This window comes from Cyclobacterium sp. L-R (assembly GCF_056859355.1).
Map to the genome: position 1 here is coordinate 1 of NZ_JBSXOH010000069.1, position 15,085 is coordinate 15,085.

The following is a 15,085-nucleotide window of genomic DNA, read 5'->3' on the forward strand; positions in this document are numbered from 1 at the left end:
ACCAGGAATAAAGCAGCAAATAATACTATTTTTTTCATCGTATTTGAATTTGCTTATTTTAAAAAAGAATTGATAATATACGATTTTTGCCCTAAAATTCAGTGATCCGATTATATAAGAGAAGAAAGGTTTTTTTTAACGCATAAATCAAGGTGATAAAAAAAGAGCTGTTGGAAAAAAATAAGGTAAAAACCATTTGTTACTCCCTATTCTATTAAACCCGAAATATGCAATAGACAATCTATTAGGTGCTGAAATCGCTCCAAACAGCCTGATTTTCTTGCGATTGCAACACTTCCCGTAAACACGGGACAGGCATCACCCCTGACCTTGTCAGGGCGGAGAAATCCTGTTACATAATCCGGGTTAAATCAAAACCGAAATTACAATCGGTTTTTTACACCCTATATTTATTTAGCCCCCCTTTTAATGTATTTACGAAAACTCGTTTCCAGATATATTTTGAATTATTTAAGACTTAGTTTAACTTAAACTGGTATTAATATCTAAGTCACAGTAAGCAAAATAATTGCCGCTGCTCAAAACTCCAAAAGTTGGATCCAATAGGCAAGAGAATCACATTTTAGGAATTTGATTATGAACAGGATAGTATTAGTCGCCGCCTTTTTTATAGCCACCGGACTAACTGCATTTGCCCAACATAATACTGAGAATTATTCAGTAAAGGGGACAAAAATATTTGGCCTTGGGACTAGCTTAAATAACACAAGGTATTTACAAGGTAACAATGATTTCTACAAAGAATTGTTTTTTGATTATTGCCTTGGGGAATTTATAAGTACAGGAGTATTTGTTGGATATCAAAAGAGGCAATATTCCTTTTTATCAGTAGTGGGGTCAGACAGTAAAGTTTTATATTACGACCAAAATTTCCTCCCTATAGGATTAAGAGCTACCGTACACCTTACCTCATTTTTAAGCAATCAATTGCAAGTCCATCTAAAGCCCCAAAAGTGGGATGTATATATTAGGTATTATGCAGGAGTAACTTTAAACACCGTAAATGATAAATTTGACCGGTTGAATAGTCATCTGCCTGAGAACCAAGTTAACTATATGCTTTACCGAACCAATGAGGACCTCAATTATGCTGCAGGATTATTGACCGGTGCTGGTTTTTACCCTGCCAAAAATTTCGGTTTCTTTTTTGAAGGAGGCTACGGCCCTATGGGGAATTTTAATGTAGGCATTGTTGCCAGGTATTAATCAAGCTAACTCGATTATCCCGGATTATGAAATAGGATTTTCGGACTAAAATATTCCGATAAGTCAGGCCATAAAACACTACAAACAACCAATCTCGATTGGTTAATTGGCATTAATTCTTAAATCGGCCAAATTATTCCTTTTTTTTTCAATTTATTTGTTCAATTTCTGTTACTTCATTCACCGTATCATATATTAATAACCCCTGATTTTTATCATCTAATTTCCCAATTATTTGACCTTTGTTGTTCCAAACTGCACTTTGTCCCACACCAATAAAGTTGTCGCAAGGGCCAACGCAATTCGACATTAAAATTGGGGTTTTGTATTCAATTGCGGTTTTGGAAAAATACTTGTAGGACTTTTCAATACCTTCTTTAGATTTTGCTACACTAGCAATGTAAATATCAGCTCCAAGATGGTGGGCATTTATAAAATGTTCCCTTTGTAAGGTTTCATAGCAAATCCCAACCGCAATCTTCTTCCCTTTAATATTTAGAAAAAATTGCTTGTTTCCACTTACAAAGTATAGTAATTCGTCTGAATGTAATATTTGCTTGGAATACACAGTTCCCTTATGGTTGGGCTGAAAAATCAACATACTGATGTTTATTCCTTCAGTAGATTTTGTAGGCATGCCTAATCCAATCGTAATCTTATTTCTATCCGCTAGTTCTTGAAATGGATTGAAAAGGCTGTTATCTACAATTGTTGCAAGCTTTTTGGCAATGGAAGGTTCGTAGTTGGTTATAGACAGTTCAGGGAAAATAATCAAGTCAGCATTGTGCTTTATGGCACGTAGAATTAATTCCAAGTGATTTTGGATGTTCAATTGAATGTTTCCTTTTTCAGAACTTGTTTGTGCAATACAAATTTTCATCGCGTGAATAGTTTGGTTGAATTGCCCCTAGACTCTCGCATCATAGCCATTTCTCCATTCCCTATAAAGATACAACGAAGCAAATGATCAACAACTAGCAGGAAAAGAATAATATCCCTGTTTCCTAATTCCGCATAAAAAAAGGGCTCCCTTCATAAAATATCAATTCCAGCTCTAGGCTCCTGTTCAACCCCTTCCAGATTTGATAGTTGCTTTTCTATCCACGGTTGCTGTAGCTTATATTAATTGAAGCCTTTAGGCATATCAAATAAGCCATATTCCAAAAATTAACTTCTCAATAGAATGGGCTTTAGCCCATTTTTAAAGCCGGTAATACAGCACTCGGCTTTAGCCAAAATTTAGGTAAAAATAGTGGTAATATTGAATTTAGCTAAAGTTGTGTTGGCCACAAACCTTAGGAAGAATTCCAGCCTTCAGGGTCAGCTCTCATCACAAATTCTAAATCGTAAACCTAAAAAAGAAGGACATATAAATGTCCCTCTTCACCTTATGAAATTTCACCTTTCCCACAATGGTCCAAGCAATATTATCAACTCTACTTATACCAACTGAACTTTCGTACTCACAGTAAATTAATCAGTAGCCAAATACAAAGAACTGGCTCCACTAAGAGCTACATTCCATGTAGGAGATACATTTCCACCATTTCCATAACCGGAAAAGGCCAGTACACGACCTCCACCATTTCCAATTTCTGCAATATATACCGTGCCGGATTCGCCGTCATAAGCCACATCAATGGGGTTACCCATCATCGTGGCAGCACCTGCCACTCTTGTCTGAGCAGACATCCCGATAGTTCCACCATCGGAGGTATTATTGAAGGTGCTATTGAAATCTTTAATAAGATGAAACCCTCCATCATCTTCAGTATTCTCAGCGTCACCGATATCTGTCATCACCATCATGTCCTTCATCGCATCATACGCCAGTCCATGCGTACGTACAATACCTTCAATGGTAACTCTTTTTGAGGCTTGTAGCATTCCATTCGAAGTGTTTGACGAAAAATTAGTAAATACTGCCAGATCAGCAGTTTTATCCACTACTGCAAATAGGTCGTCACCAATAAATTCAATTCCCCAGACAGCAAAATCAATATCAAAAGTATTCTTCAACATCAGGCTGTTGCCAGACTTTGTATAGACGAAAAACTGGTTTTGCTGATTGTCAGCAATTACCACAGTATTTCCGTTTACCGCCATGGCCCTTGGATTCATTAGATCTGCAGCACTGGAACCTCCCAAGTTTAAAGCAAGTGAGGGATTCATCAAAACACTGGAAACATCAGCATATACATTTACTTGAAGTGCACTCCTAGAAGCCACAATAAGGTCATCATTGGTCTCATCGTAGTGAACGCCTTCATTTCCCGTAGAAAGCGTAGTAAACATATTCATTACCACCCCTCCATCTTCTTCAAACTGATAGGTATTGATATCACCACTGGCGTTGCTGGTAACAAATAAAGTTGCCCCATGCTTATCCATATCCATCATGTCATTATCATCACATGAAGCAAAAGCGAGCAAAGAAAAGCCAAGAAGGGCTTTAATTAGGTTAGAATTTTTCATTTCAATTTTTATTTAGTTAAAGAATAGTGCGTATTTATCACCTTTGAAAACCTACCTACGTAAAAAAGAAGACGATTGGATTTAGCTGATTTTATTTTTTATGGATACAAGGGTAAAATCCAAAATCAAGCGAACAAAAAAATTAATTTGGGTTATACCAAAGAGAAACGAGCAATAAACCTTTTTTCTAGGGGGTCAATATGCTCCGTTGCTTAAGATAAAACCCATACGCAAAGCCTATAACCTGTTCCTTAAACTCAAATCTTTGCCTGTCAAAAGGTTGCCACCCTTACTTATTGTAGTTGAAGCCCCTCAGGCTTCACGATTAGAAACTAAGCCAGATTCCAAAAAACACCTACTCAATCTCAATAGGAATGGGCTTTAGCTCATTCCTATTGAGATTGAGTAGGTAATACAGCATCCGGCTTTAGCCAAAATCTAACCAACAAAAGGATTATTATGGAAAAGAGCTTTGCCAAGGGGAAGAGGGCTGCAAATTATTTTAATCTAGGGGGTCATTATGCTCCGTTTTATTTATTACTCCCCTCCCAACAAAAAAACCTCAATCTTCACTTCATATGCCGGTTCATATTCATGAGTAATTTTCTAATCTATTACTGTACTAAACTTAACATCCTTTTCAAGCTTTATTCTCCATTCTACTTGGCTTGACATGGTGTAACATAATTTCTCATGAAAATATACTTGGTACCAAATTTCCTTTTGAAAACTACAGATCTTTTCAAATACCTTCTCAGAATGAATCATTAACTTCATAATAAATTCATCTTTGGGATCTCGGTGATTGTTAATTACTTGACTAAGCCTGATTGGTGTAATATTAATATCCTCAGCAAAGTGATTTCTTGTTGAATAAATGGTGTCTACATATATTTTTAGGAAATCAGCAAAGTGATTTTGATCATCATACATTGGTTGCTCGATATATGCTTCCATTTTTAACTTTAGCTGCATGAGTTTTGCTCGAATAATATGCTCTTTAGACAAATTCTTCATTCTCATTAATCGTGCTTCCATTAATGATGCAGCTTCTGATTCTCGTTCTTTCTTTGAATTATACCTTGAATCTAATCCATATTCAGCATCTGCAATAAGATCCTTATTAGTTTTACTTTTCATGGTCATACTGATTAATTAAATCCAAAATTTCAGGCACCTCTATACTCAAAGTCATACCCGTTAATTTCATATTGTATTTGTCAATGTAATGTTGGGCAATTTGACTTTTTGGCCTTAAGGATACACAGGCATATTCAGCATATTCCTTAACCGCGATTCTAGCTGCGTACGCTATTAAATTCCCCGCAATTCCGTCATACTGTTTTTCTTTTCCTCTGTTATCTTTTGAAACGGTTAAAAGTCTAATGTGTACTCGCCACTCTTCTGGGATTTTTTCTAATGATATAATCCCTAAAATTTCACTTGTTCCTGATAGTTGTAACTTATATATTTCATAAGCTTTTTCTTTTTTCCAGTCAAAGAAAAAACGACTCTTGCTAAGTGTTTTATAGTCACCATCTTCTACGGGATTTATCTCAACGATATGACTGTTCCCTGAAGAGGTTTCTATTACATTCATACGATCAATATACGAAATTGTTTACCAAAAACGGAAACAATAAGGAATAAGTATCCATTTTTTGGAAATATTAATGGGTCGTCAAACTGCAGTTACGCAATTATCGAAATGCGTATTCATTCTTGTTTGGAAATGAAAAAGTAGACTAGCCCGTGACAGCATACCTTATTATTAACTAAAAGGTGTAAACTACCAGCGACTGACAGATAATGAATAATACCTTTAGGTCCTGATTAAGGATAAAAAGTGGCTTTCCAAATTATAAAGGCTTCTGTTCAACCCTTCTCAGGCTTGCAGATTTGATAAATGTTTTCCTAACCACTAGTGCCACCCTTGGCTATTATTATTGAAGCCCCTCAGGCTTCTTGAATATCAAATAAACCCTATTTCTAAAAATAACTACTCAATAGGAGTGGGCTTTAGCCCATTTTTAAAAAGGGTAAAACAGCATCCGGCTTTAGCCAAAATTTAGCTAACAAAAGTATTAATAGGAAATTGAACTATACCAAAGGGAAGATGGCTGCAAACTATTTTTTACTAAGGGGGCAATATGGTCCGATTTATTTATAAAACCCATCCAAAACATTTACCCCGGATTTATCAAAAAGCTTAAATGAAATCATTGGGACATCTATGCCTCCGGTTACCTGAGACCTCAAAAATTATGAAGCAAGGACTTAAAAGTGCTACTAGACAATCAATTCGTCTAATTTTAATAATTTTAATGCCAGCTAATTCCCTTTACCAAGTAAAAAGCCTATCCAACCCCCATAGCAGAAGACTACCTGAGGCAGAGTCCCAATCTTGGCTGCTCAGGACTACAATAAATCGAAGCCTTAAATTGCATCATTGTAGCTTAATTGTTGGCGTTAGTTTTTTATATAGAATTCTACATCGTCTATTTTGAACAAATAATCTGTAAAGGGTCTTTCGTTTTGAGAATTGTATGGTTTTACCCTCACAAATTCTCCTTTCATTTCACCTTCTTGGTCACAGTCGAAAAGCCTGTTGAATTTGAATATCGTATCATCATTTTGAAATTCGTAGTCCTTCCATTCGCAATAAAGCCCTTTTTTTATGCCACCTTTCGTTTGAGTTATTCGTTTTCTAGGGACTACATAAATATCCCAACAATCCTTAAAATCTGGTTCTTGGGCATAGTCAAATATTTTTGCCTGAACTAATGAGTCAAAAAGTCCTTTTTCTACAAGTGAAAATGCTTTATCAACCTCGAAAATAAAATCGCCTGCAACCGATTGGTCAATTACATAATATGTGTTCCAGATATGCATTAATGCCTCTCTATAGGTCAATATTATACTGGTGACTTTCTTCATTTTTATAATTAACGCATAAAATAGATCCTGACAACCTATATTAATAATACCTATAAAGATAATAATATGAAGTAAACTTGCAGCCACTGACAGGTAATGATTGAAAACTTTAAGACCTAATTCAAGACATATGTAGTTAATTACAATAAGACATTCCTGCTACTAAACCCATATTCAACCCTTTCAGGGTTGCAGGTTAGATAAATACTTTCCTAACCACGGGTGCCACCCGTGGCTATTATTATTGAAGCCCCTCAGGCTTCACGATTTGAAACAAAGCCATATTCCAAAAAATAGCTATTAATAGGAATTGGATTTAGCCTATTTTTAAAAAGGGTAATACAGCATCCGGCTTTAGCCAAAATCTAACCAACAAAAGGATTAATAGGAAATTGAATTTTACTAAAGGAAAGAGGACTGCAAATTATTTTAGGGTTTCAATATGGTCCGTTTTATTTATTACTCCCCTCCTTTCAAAATAATCCTAATTTTCACTTAATAAACTGGTCCCTGAGCACGGTCCCTTAGCCTGCCGAAGGGTGTCGAAGGGATCCAGCCGTCAGAATGTTTAGTTATTGACGGGTCGTATTTTTTCTATTCTTTTAATTTTATCGCTCTGTCAGCAATCTTTTGAAAGTGTTGTGCGTCCTTGTCCACGTGGTATGAACTCTTTCCAATGATTCCTCTTCTGTTCATTGACGAGTCAAGTCCTGTCAGATCAATAATCATCTTTTGTCTGTCCTTATTCTTCAAATCTTCGAGTCGGTTAATTAAGTCAGACCGAAAATCTATTTTCCTTAGTTGTTCATTGTTTACAAGTGTCCGACATGCTGCAAAAACTTCACCTTCATTAACTGTCTGCAATACAATGTCAATGAGTTTACTCGTGTCTGGTAGAGGCAGCCGTCCCATAACTGGATTTCCACCACCATGATATTCGGTATCAACTCTGTAGTAAAGCCACTTATCACCTGTTTCATTGTCAACGTAGGTTGTAGTCCAATTAGCTTCATCATTCGCCACTTGGTCAAACCGGCTCTCTAACTCTTCAATTAGTTTTTTTTCAGTAATGAAATATCTTTTATGTAGTTCTATTGTTATCATTTTTGCATGCCTGCACAGCGTATTCCCTGATCCCCTACTTTATTAATACCTATAAAGATAATAATAAGCGGAGAATCAGCAACTAACAGGTAAGGAATAAAATGCTAATTCTAAATCAAGAATAAAGGAACTTTCTATCATAAAGACTATTCAAGCTCCAAGGCTCCTGTTCAACCATTCCAGGGTTGCAGATTTAATAAATGCTTCCCTATCCACGGTTGCCACCCGTGCTTATTGTTGTTGAAACCTCGGCTGGGTGTAGAATCCTCTACACCCTTTTATTCCTAACTGACTTCGAAGTCGAAATCTTTTATATGCCATTTGCAATGGCTTCTGAAGACCCCCTTTATGTAAACAAATGGATAAAATTTTGAATACTGTACTGAAATTTGAAACCCCAACCCAATCAACAATACACTTGGGCAGCATTCATTGGCAATTCAATCAAGGATATACTATTTTTAGTTATGGGAGCCAGCTTTTCAAATAAGAGATCAAGAAATCGAGCATGACAAAATCGTCAGGCCAAAAAATGATTATTGTAGCGAGATTCCACCCCGATAAACCGGGGCAAGTTCTGACCTTTGGAAAACAAATATAAACAGATGAAATGCCCTATTTTTTAACATTCCAAGTGGTGGGATGGGTAGCTATGTTTTCAAGAAAAGTCTATCGAGATTTTATCTTGGAAAATTTGGCTTATTGTAGAAAGGAAAAGGGACTTTTCCTCTTTGGTTATGTCATCATGACCAATCACCTTCACTTGGTTGTTCAACAAAAAGATGCGAAATTATCAGGGTGGGTGCGTGATTTTAAGAAATTTACAAGCAAGGAATTGCTCAAAATGATAATTGAAAATCCTCAGGAAAGCAGAAAGGAATGGTTGAAGATAATTTTTGCCTATCATGCGAAATTTAATAAACGAACTGGGGAGATGCAATTTTGGACACATGAAAGCCATGCTATCGAACTTTATCGAACTGAAATGATTGAAAGTAGAATGAATTATATACATGAGAATCCGGTAAGGGCAGGAATCGTGGAAAAACCAGAGGATTACATGTGTTCGAGTGCAAGAAATCGAGCATGACCCAATTGTCACGCGATTAGACGATCATCAGCTATGCGAGATTCCACCCCGATAAACCGGGGCAAGTTCTGACCATTAAAAAACAATTATAAACAGATGGAATTATGCTGGATTAGAAGGTTTGATAACCGTGGATCATTGGTAATTCCGTCCATTTCCAATTGCAAATTGGAAAGGATAAAAGGGTGTTTTGCAAACCTACACCCAGTTCACGAAGACATAAACTACACCTAGCGGGGGACCTCAAAAATTATGAAGCAAAGTATACAGGCGCTGCAAGAAGCTGAGTCCCAACTCTGACTGCTCAGAACTAATGAACCAAAGCCTTAATCGCATCATTGTAGCTTAATTGTCGTGCAACTGGCTTTAGATGGTTCTTTTTATTTTTAGTGGGTTTTGTCTAGTATCGAAAACATCATTTATTTCAATCCTGTTTTCTTCTTCATTAATCCAATAAATGACTTTATAATTCTTGTAAACTAAATATCTAAATTCTTGTTTTCTGTTCTTTAAAAATTCCTCTTCTTGCCCAATTCTAGGTTGAATTTTTAATTTTAGAACTTCATTGTAAATTCCGTTAACGAGATTTTTAGCAACTCGGACTCCTGCTTTTTCTCGATAGTATTCATAGATTTTCTCGAGCTCTTTTTGAGAAAAATCAGTCCAAAATAAATTTAATTCCACTTATCAATTTTTGCTTTCAATTCACTCGCTTCGATTAACCGGCCATTTTTTGAATCTTCCATAGATTGGTCAATTCGAGAGTTAAACTTCTCAATTGTCATTGGTTTAAAATCATCGTTTTCTGATATTTTATTTTCCTTTCTCAAGATTTTTTCAAGCCTTGAAATAACCTCTTCACTTTCAATTTTTAAAAATTCTTGTATAAGTTCCAATTTTCTCGTTTGCAAATCCATCTTTAGCTTTTTATTAAAGATACAAAAATATCAATTTAGTCCTTGCTATTTCTTAAGATAACTGATTTCACAGCTCGTTGCGTAGCATAGCCTCTGATCCGCTACTTTAACACCTACAAAGATAACAATAAGAAGCAGAGAATCAGCAACTAACAGGTAAGTAATACTATCCTAATTCACAATCAAGACAAAAAGTAGCTTTCTATCATAAAGGCTAATTCAGCTCCAAGGCTCCTGTTCAACCCCTTCCAGAGTTGCAGATTTGATAAATGCTTTCCTAACCACGGGTGCCACCCGTGGTTATTATTGTGGAAGCCCCTCAGGCTTCTTGAATATCAAATAAGCCATATTACAAAAAATACCTACTCAATAGGAATGAGCTTTAGCCCATTTTAAAAAGCGGTAAAACAACATCCGGCTTTAGCCAAAATCTAGCTAACAAAAGGATTAATAGGAAATTGAACTTTGCCAAAGGAAAGATGGCTCCAAATTATTTTATTTTAGGGGGGCAATATGGTCCGTTTTACTAAAAAAGAAAACCATTCCCCATTCTAACCCTAAACCCCAAGGCAACGATCTGGCCCCTGAGCCTGTGGTCCCTGAGCGGAGTCGAAGGGTGCCGAAGGATTCCTGCCGTCAGAATTCTTGGTAATTTCAATATTCGTGTAATTTGATCCTATGATCGATTTATCTGGCTCATTATTGTAGAATCCGTTATTTTATTATCCTCTGCTAATAAAAGTGCCTTACTTAATACAATGGATAAGCCTCTATCACCTTCAAATGGAATAAAAACTTTATCAGTAGAATTTTCTGCAGATCGTGATGGGACAATACATAAATATTGATCATTTGGCTCCATTAAAATATTACCACTACCAATATGGATTTTATAAGTTCTAAGTTGACCTTTAATCATCAAGAATTTGCCATCAATTTCCGCTTTATCCCTTATGTTTTTTAGGCGAGGAAGCAATCTTTCCAAAATAGCTTTTCTAGTTTTTGCAATTTCCGTTAAGTCTCCGAAAGAGTATGATGTCCAGTAGTCCCGGTTTGTTTGTCTTTCTCCGTTATTATCCATCCATTGTGGATCATTCCCTACACTACCTACTCCTACAAACATATCTACATCACGCATTATTTCCGTGAAAATGATTTTTGGGACATCAACCAACTCCATTACCTCACCGTTTTCTTTAGTAAATTTTACTTGGTCAGTTGATATATAGAGCCAAATACCCGTATCATTCCAACTCTCGTCTTGACTTAATTCATCAATCCAAAACTGGGCTGTTATCTTAAATTCTGGTAAATACTTTTCGCATATTTCATTATCTCTGCCATCATCAAAAGCACCTAATAGTGAATATTTCCACCCTCTCAGATTAGCCAAGGAACTAAATTGATGTTGCTTTAAAATATGAGCTGCCATTCTATTGGAATAGGTACGTGTATTCACTTCTGCATCTGTAAGTATATAAATTTCCCTGAATGCTTGTTTTATTGGCTGTTTCCATTCCAGTTCCATCATTTTTTCCCGCCAGGCAATAATGGTTTCTTCATCAGAATATACCGGATGCCAGAGTTTTACAGTTGTTTCTTCATCAATCCAATTTATTGATTTATGCTCTTTAGAATACCATTTACCATTAAGGGTTATGGCATCGGCAACCATATTTCCTTTTGTAAAAATCCATATTAACTTTTCGGCTATTGGAGCAACTAAGCCATGCTCTAAATAATACTTCTCAAATGATACAAAATCCCAGGTCCTATCTAAAATAAATTGATTGTCTATTCTTTGTTTCTGTGCACTGTATACCTTCTGAATTTCTTTAATTTCCTTTCGGATATCACTAAGTTTTTTAGATAAAGAAGTACTCTTTTTAACTAAACTGGGCACACTTTTAATTGGTAGACCATCCGGCTTGAGCCACTGTTGGCTTACTTTCCTTCCTTCAATAAATATCTTTAGTGAATAGCCATCAAACTGAATTATTTTTTTCCCTTTTACAAGATTAAAATCGGGCACAGCCATCTCCTTTAATTCCTCAACCGAAACATTATATTTCTTGGCCCCTTCTGTTAAATAATTGTCAATCGTCTTTTTTACATTGTTTTGTCGAATTTTAAGTTTAAGAAGAGACAAAGCTCCTAATCCATCTTTACCTCTCATATTTCCTAAAACGTAAACACATGCATTTCCAATGGATGCCGCGGCTGGCCCTTTTCCTGGGATTTTTAAGTACGTCTTTTCACATAGTTTACTGAGTATTCGTATGGTTTCCTTATCAGAGAACCGTTCTACTGTCCAAACCATCCCCTTAATAAATTGTTGGCTGGGATTACACAAGAAAACGGTCTCAACATAATTATAAACCTGACCATTGTATTCATGTGTGGTACTTTCGTTAAAGGGATTATGATTTAATGGAGTTTCTAGCACTCTGTGTGCTATTTTTTTGAATGACTCTAGGCCTATTTTGTCTTGAAGTTTGGCTACTTCTTGACTAAATTTCTTTGAAGGTTTAGAACTGGTAACATTCGAGGCTAAATAGAAGATTTGATCAATTGCATCTCTATTTTCTTTGACAGAATTAATAATTTCATTTACTTCATTTCCGATATCATTGGTTTTTAAACTAAATACTGGAATATTTCCTTCCTTTACCAACAAGGCTCTTAATTTTTTAGTGGCCTTTCCCATATCACTACCAAAATATTGTTTATTTGAGGTATTTTTAAACTCTTCCCATTCCAATGCTTCATTTATAAACGAAGTAAGGGTCTTGGATCGCTCATTATTCTTTAAATAATATTCAATTTGTTTGATCGCATGATTAATGGGAAAATCATGAAAATAGCCATTATTATTCCTTGATATTTTATCTGAACTATCTTTAAAGCTTCTCAAAAGTTCAATCCACTCATGTTCATTATAATTTAATTTTCTACGCAGTAAGCCACTTTGTATAGCAAATGCAATAGGCCTGCCAAAATAGTTTATATCATCACTGTTAAATGAATTCCTACCCTTAGATTCAGCAAATTTTATAGAAAAACAACAGATGATATCTGTGAGTTTATTAATAAGAACTTTTTGTTCCTCTTCTGATAATTTTTTTAAATTTTCATATTCTTCAATTCTTGATAAATCATTGGCACTATAAACATAATTAACTTTATTATGAATAGCGGAAATAAGCTTTTTAAGCTCATTATCATCATTTTTTGATTTTATAATTCTTTTAAAAAAATTGAACATCTAATTCTATTTTTATTACCCTCCAACCATAGGAGTTAATTTAATAAATGAAACATGAGTTGACTCGTCAACTAGAAATCTCTGTTCCAGACTATCTACTTGTTCGTCATCTACCAATATGAAAAACCCATTATTTCTAAAAGCTTCGAGTGCAACATATAGCTGTTTTTCCCGATCCAATTTAATGACTTTTTTCCTGTTTAAACGTTTTTCCATGTCATGTGGCAAAACAAGGCCTTTCTGATAATTATTTACATCTTGCTCATATCGCTGTATCTCCGAATTTATTCGGGCTTCTATAAGCTCTAACACAGTTATATATTCCGATTCAAATTGCAAGGATATTTCATGCAAAATATGACCAGCCGCACTTTCATCTGTGACTTTTAAAGTATTCATTTTATTTATTTAAAATTTTAAACTAATCTAACCGATTTTAGGATAGCACACTACTTTCATTAAACTGTCCCGATCCCCTACTTTGTTAATACCTATAAAGATAATAATAAGATGCAAACTATCATCCACTGACAGATAAGGAATATTATTCTTGTAATAAATCAGGACAGACCTTAGTTCCTTAAATTACCCTCTCAATAGGAAGGGGATTTAGCCAATTTTTAAAGATGCAATACAGCATCCGGCTTTAGCCAAAATTTAGCTAATAAAAGGGTTAATATAGAAAGAGCTTTACCATAGGGAAGATGGCTGCAAACTATTTTATGTTAGGGGGGTCAATATGCTCCGTTTTATTTATTACTCCTCTCCCAACAAAAAAACCTCAATCTTCACTTCATAAAAGGGCCTGAGCCCCTTCCCTGAACCTGTGGTCCCTTAGCGGAATCGAAGGGTCGAAGGGTGGCGAAGGTTCCAGCCGCCAGAATGCTAAGTAATTGCAAAACGTTTTTTGTTCCATCTCCAGAATAATTGATTTTGGCATAAATTCTCTGTCGAAGACCTAAATCCTTCCACTCGGATTATTTTCACTTCTTTAATCAGGTTGAACAGTCAATTGAGCTTTTTTAGCGCTATGTATAGGGTGTTCCGATAACGTGAAATACTAAATCAAATGTAATATGTGAAAGTATGGCTATCAATAATCCACGTTTCCAAAATATCCACCCAAAGGTTGTACCTGTTATTAGGTTGCCGATCATTGTTACCCCAATGGTAAAAGGTGTTAGTTCCACAAAGTTTTTCGATAGTGGAAGGTGTATAAGGCCAAAAAAGATTGCTGAAATAAAAATTCCTGTCCAGATTGTTTTACGCGACGGATAATCTACCTTATTCAGGAATTGAATACCGGTAATTATCAATGACATAAGTCCTAATCTGAACATAATTTCTTCAGTAATCCCGGCGGAAAATGAGACAAGCGCATAAAAAGGTTTAGATGGACGTGGAATCTTACCACTAACCGGATAAAGTTCTTTTTGAATTTCAAATAACCCTAATAGAATAAAAGCTACTATTGTCGCCAAAAAAATACTTGATAATACAGCCTCCTTATTTATTATTTCACTAATCGGCTTCTTTGAAAAGAATCTTGCAATTATTGGTGCTCCTAAATTTGCTCTTGATGAAATACACAGTCCGATAAAAGTTAATATCATACCCAATATCAGACTGCTAATCCCAATTGTTATCAAATCAGTCATAACTGAATCATTCAGTTTTATACCTGTTTTGCCTGCCTCTATATTCAATCTTTTGACTTCTCTGCTAAATGGAATATTTATAATCGATCCAATAATAAATAAAATCAGTACAGTTATTGAAACCGACCAACGGTTCTTTTTCTTTTCCTCTGTGTTCGGTAATACTGACGATGAAAATATTGTTTTCATTTCCTTATTGTTTTTCTTCTTAATAATGACCAATGGCTTGGCTATGCATAGTATCCGTATCCCAAGGGTATTGGGGGGGGGTACAATGCTATTAAGTTAAGGAAAAAATGGCCTCTTGAGACAAAATAAGCCGATTTTCCTTATGAAAACCGGCCTACTTTAGTTAAATTATGTTGTCTTAAACATATAGCTATGAAGGTACAAAATACCAACCAAAACACGA

The 15,085-nt window shown here is 35.4% G+C and carries 13 protein-coding genes; 2 read left to right on the plus strand and 11 right to left on the minus strand.

What is annotated here, in order from left to right; translation table 11 throughout:
- Positions 1-597 precede the first annotated feature (597 nt).
- On the plus strand, positions 598-1,227 hold the full coding sequence (locus tag AC13EX_RS10765) for a hypothetical protein (RefSeq protein ID WP_482892677.1): 630 nt from the start codon (positions 598-600) through the stop codon (positions 1,225-1,227).
- Between the two features lie 148 nt (positions 1,228-1,375).
- Here AC13EX_RS10765 and AC13EX_RS10770 read toward each other — a convergent pair whose 3' ends face one another.
- The 6 genes from AC13EX_RS10770 to AC13EX_RS10795 all read right to left on the minus strand — a co-directional run bounded on the left by AC13EX_RS10770 (position 1,376) and on the right by AC13EX_RS10795 (position 7,662).
- Positions 1,376-2,107 carry a carbon-nitrogen hydrolase family protein gene (locus AC13EX_RS10770; RefSeq protein ID WP_482892678.1) on the minus strand — a complete coding sequence of 244 codons (732 nt, stop codon included), beginning with the start codon at positions 2,105-2,107 and terminating at the stop codon, positions 1,376-1,378.
- Positions 2,108-2,700: 593 nt separating this feature from the next.
- Complete coding sequence (locus AC13EX_RS10775) at positions 2,701-3,702, minus strand: hypothetical protein (protein WP_482892679.1); 1,002 nt, start codon at positions 3,700-3,702, stop codon at positions 2,701-2,703.
- A 606-nt stretch (positions 3,703-4,308) separates the two neighbouring features.
- On the minus strand, positions 4,309-4,842 hold the full coding sequence (locus tag AC13EX_RS10780) for a hypothetical protein (RefSeq protein WP_482892680.1): 534 nt from the start codon (positions 4,840-4,842) through the stop codon (positions 4,309-4,311).
- Positions 4,832-5,302, minus strand: coding sequence for an N-acetyltransferase (locus tag AC13EX_RS10785; protein WP_014020005.1), 471 nt, complete (start codon positions 5,300-5,302; stop codon positions 4,832-4,834). The genes AC13EX_RS10780 and AC13EX_RS10785 overlap by 11 nt, the downstream gene beginning before the upstream one ends.
- Before the next feature lie 869 nt (positions 5,303-6,171).
- Complete coding sequence (locus AC13EX_RS10790) at positions 6,172-6,639, minus strand: hypothetical protein (RefSeq protein ID WP_048641674.1); 468 nt, start codon at positions 6,637-6,639, stop codon at positions 6,172-6,174.
- A gap of 594 nt (positions 6,640-7,233) precedes the next feature.
- Positions 7,234-7,662 carry a hypothetical protein gene (locus tag AC13EX_RS10795; protein WP_169786476.1) on the minus strand — a complete coding sequence of 143 codons (429 nt, stop codon included), beginning with the start codon at positions 7,660-7,662 and terminating at the stop codon, positions 7,234-7,236.
- 691 nt (positions 7,663-8,353) lie between these two features.
- Between AC13EX_RS10795 and AC13EX_RS10800 the strand changes: the two genes are divergently transcribed.
- Positions 8,354-8,833 (plus strand): REP-associated tyrosine transposase, encoded by a 480-nt coding sequence (locus AC13EX_RS10800; protein WP_482892681.1) that lies wholly within the window; start codon positions 8,354-8,356, stop codon positions 8,831-8,833.
- Between the two features lie 366 nt (positions 8,834-9,199).
- Here AC13EX_RS10800 and AC13EX_RS10805 read toward each other — a convergent pair whose 3' ends face one another.
- From AC13EX_RS10805 to AC13EX_RS10825, 5 genes are all read right to left on the minus strand, one after another.
- Positions 9,200-9,517: a type II toxin-antitoxin system RelE/ParE family toxin gene (locus AC13EX_RS10805; RefSeq protein WP_482892682.1), complete on the minus strand. Its 318-nt coding sequence runs from the start codon at positions 9,515-9,517 to the stop codon at positions 9,200-9,202.
- Positions 9,508-9,750 (minus strand): hypothetical protein, encoded by a 243-nt coding sequence (locus tag AC13EX_RS10810; protein ID WP_048641671.1) that lies wholly within the window; start codon positions 9,748-9,750, stop codon positions 9,508-9,510. Before AC13EX_RS10810 ends, AC13EX_RS10805 begins: the two co-directional genes overlap by 10 nt.
- Positions 9,751-10,426: 676 nt before the next feature.
- Positions 10,427-13,015 carry a DUF4132 domain-containing protein gene (locus AC13EX_RS10815; RefSeq protein WP_482892683.1) on the minus strand — a complete coding sequence of 863 codons (2,589 nt, stop codon included), beginning with the start codon at positions 13,013-13,015 and terminating at the stop codon, positions 10,427-10,429.
- 15 nt (positions 13,016-13,030) lie between these two features.
- Entirely contained in the window at positions 13,031-13,414 is a 384-nt protein-coding gene (locus AC13EX_RS10820) for a hypothetical protein (protein ID WP_482892684.1), read from the minus strand.
- A gap of 629 nt (positions 13,415-14,043) precedes the next feature.
- Complete coding sequence (locus AC13EX_RS10825; RefSeq protein WP_482892685.1) at positions 14,044-14,862, minus strand: CPBP family intramembrane glutamic endopeptidase; 819 nt, start codon at positions 14,860-14,862, stop codon at positions 14,044-14,046.
- Between the last annotated feature and the right edge of the window lie 223 nt (positions 14,863-15,085).

Bases quoted from the DNA above. Each gene is read 5' to 3' on its own strand.
- AC13EX_RS10765 (WP_482892677.1), top strand. From the start codon at position 598: ATGAACAGGATAGTATTAGTCGCCGCCTTTTTTATAGCCACCGGACTA.
- AC13EX_RS10770 (WP_482892678.1), bottom strand. From the start codon at position 2,107: ATGAAAATTTGTATTGCACAAACAAGTTCTGAAAAAGGAAACATTCAA.
- AC13EX_RS10775 (WP_482892679.1), bottom strand. From the start codon at position 3,702: ATGAAAAATTCTAACCTAATTAAAGCCCTTCTTGGCTTTTCTTTGCTC.
- AC13EX_RS10780 (WP_482892680.1), bottom strand. From the start codon at position 4,842: ATGAAAAGTAAAACTAATAAGGATCTTATTGCAGATGCTGAATATGGA.
- AC13EX_RS10785 (WP_014020005.1), bottom strand. From the start codon at position 5,302: ATGAATGTAATAGAAACCTCTTCAGGGAACAGTCATATCGTTGAGATA.
- AC13EX_RS10790 (WP_048641674.1), bottom strand. From the start codon at position 6,639: ATGAAGAAAGTCACCAGTATAATATTGACCTATAGAGAGGCATTAATG.
- AC13EX_RS10800 (WP_482892681.1), top strand. From the start codon at position 8,354: ATGCCCTATTTTTTAACATTCCAAGTGGTGGGATGGGTAGCTATGTTT.
- AC13EX_RS10810 (WP_048641671.1), bottom strand. From the start codon at position 9,750: ATGGATTTGCAAACGAGAAAATTGGAACTTATACAAGAATTTTTAAAA.
- AC13EX_RS10815 (WP_482892683.1), bottom strand. From the start codon at position 13,015: ATGTTCAATTTTTTTAAAAGAATTATAAAATCAAAAAATGATGATAAT.
- AC13EX_RS10820 (WP_482892684.1), bottom strand. From the start codon at position 13,414: ATGAATACTTTAAAAGTCACAGATGAAAGTGCGGCTGGTCATATTTTG.
- AC13EX_RS10825 (WP_482892685.1), bottom strand. From the start codon at position 14,862: ATGAAAACAATATTTTCATCGTCAGTATTACCGAACACAGAGGAAAAG.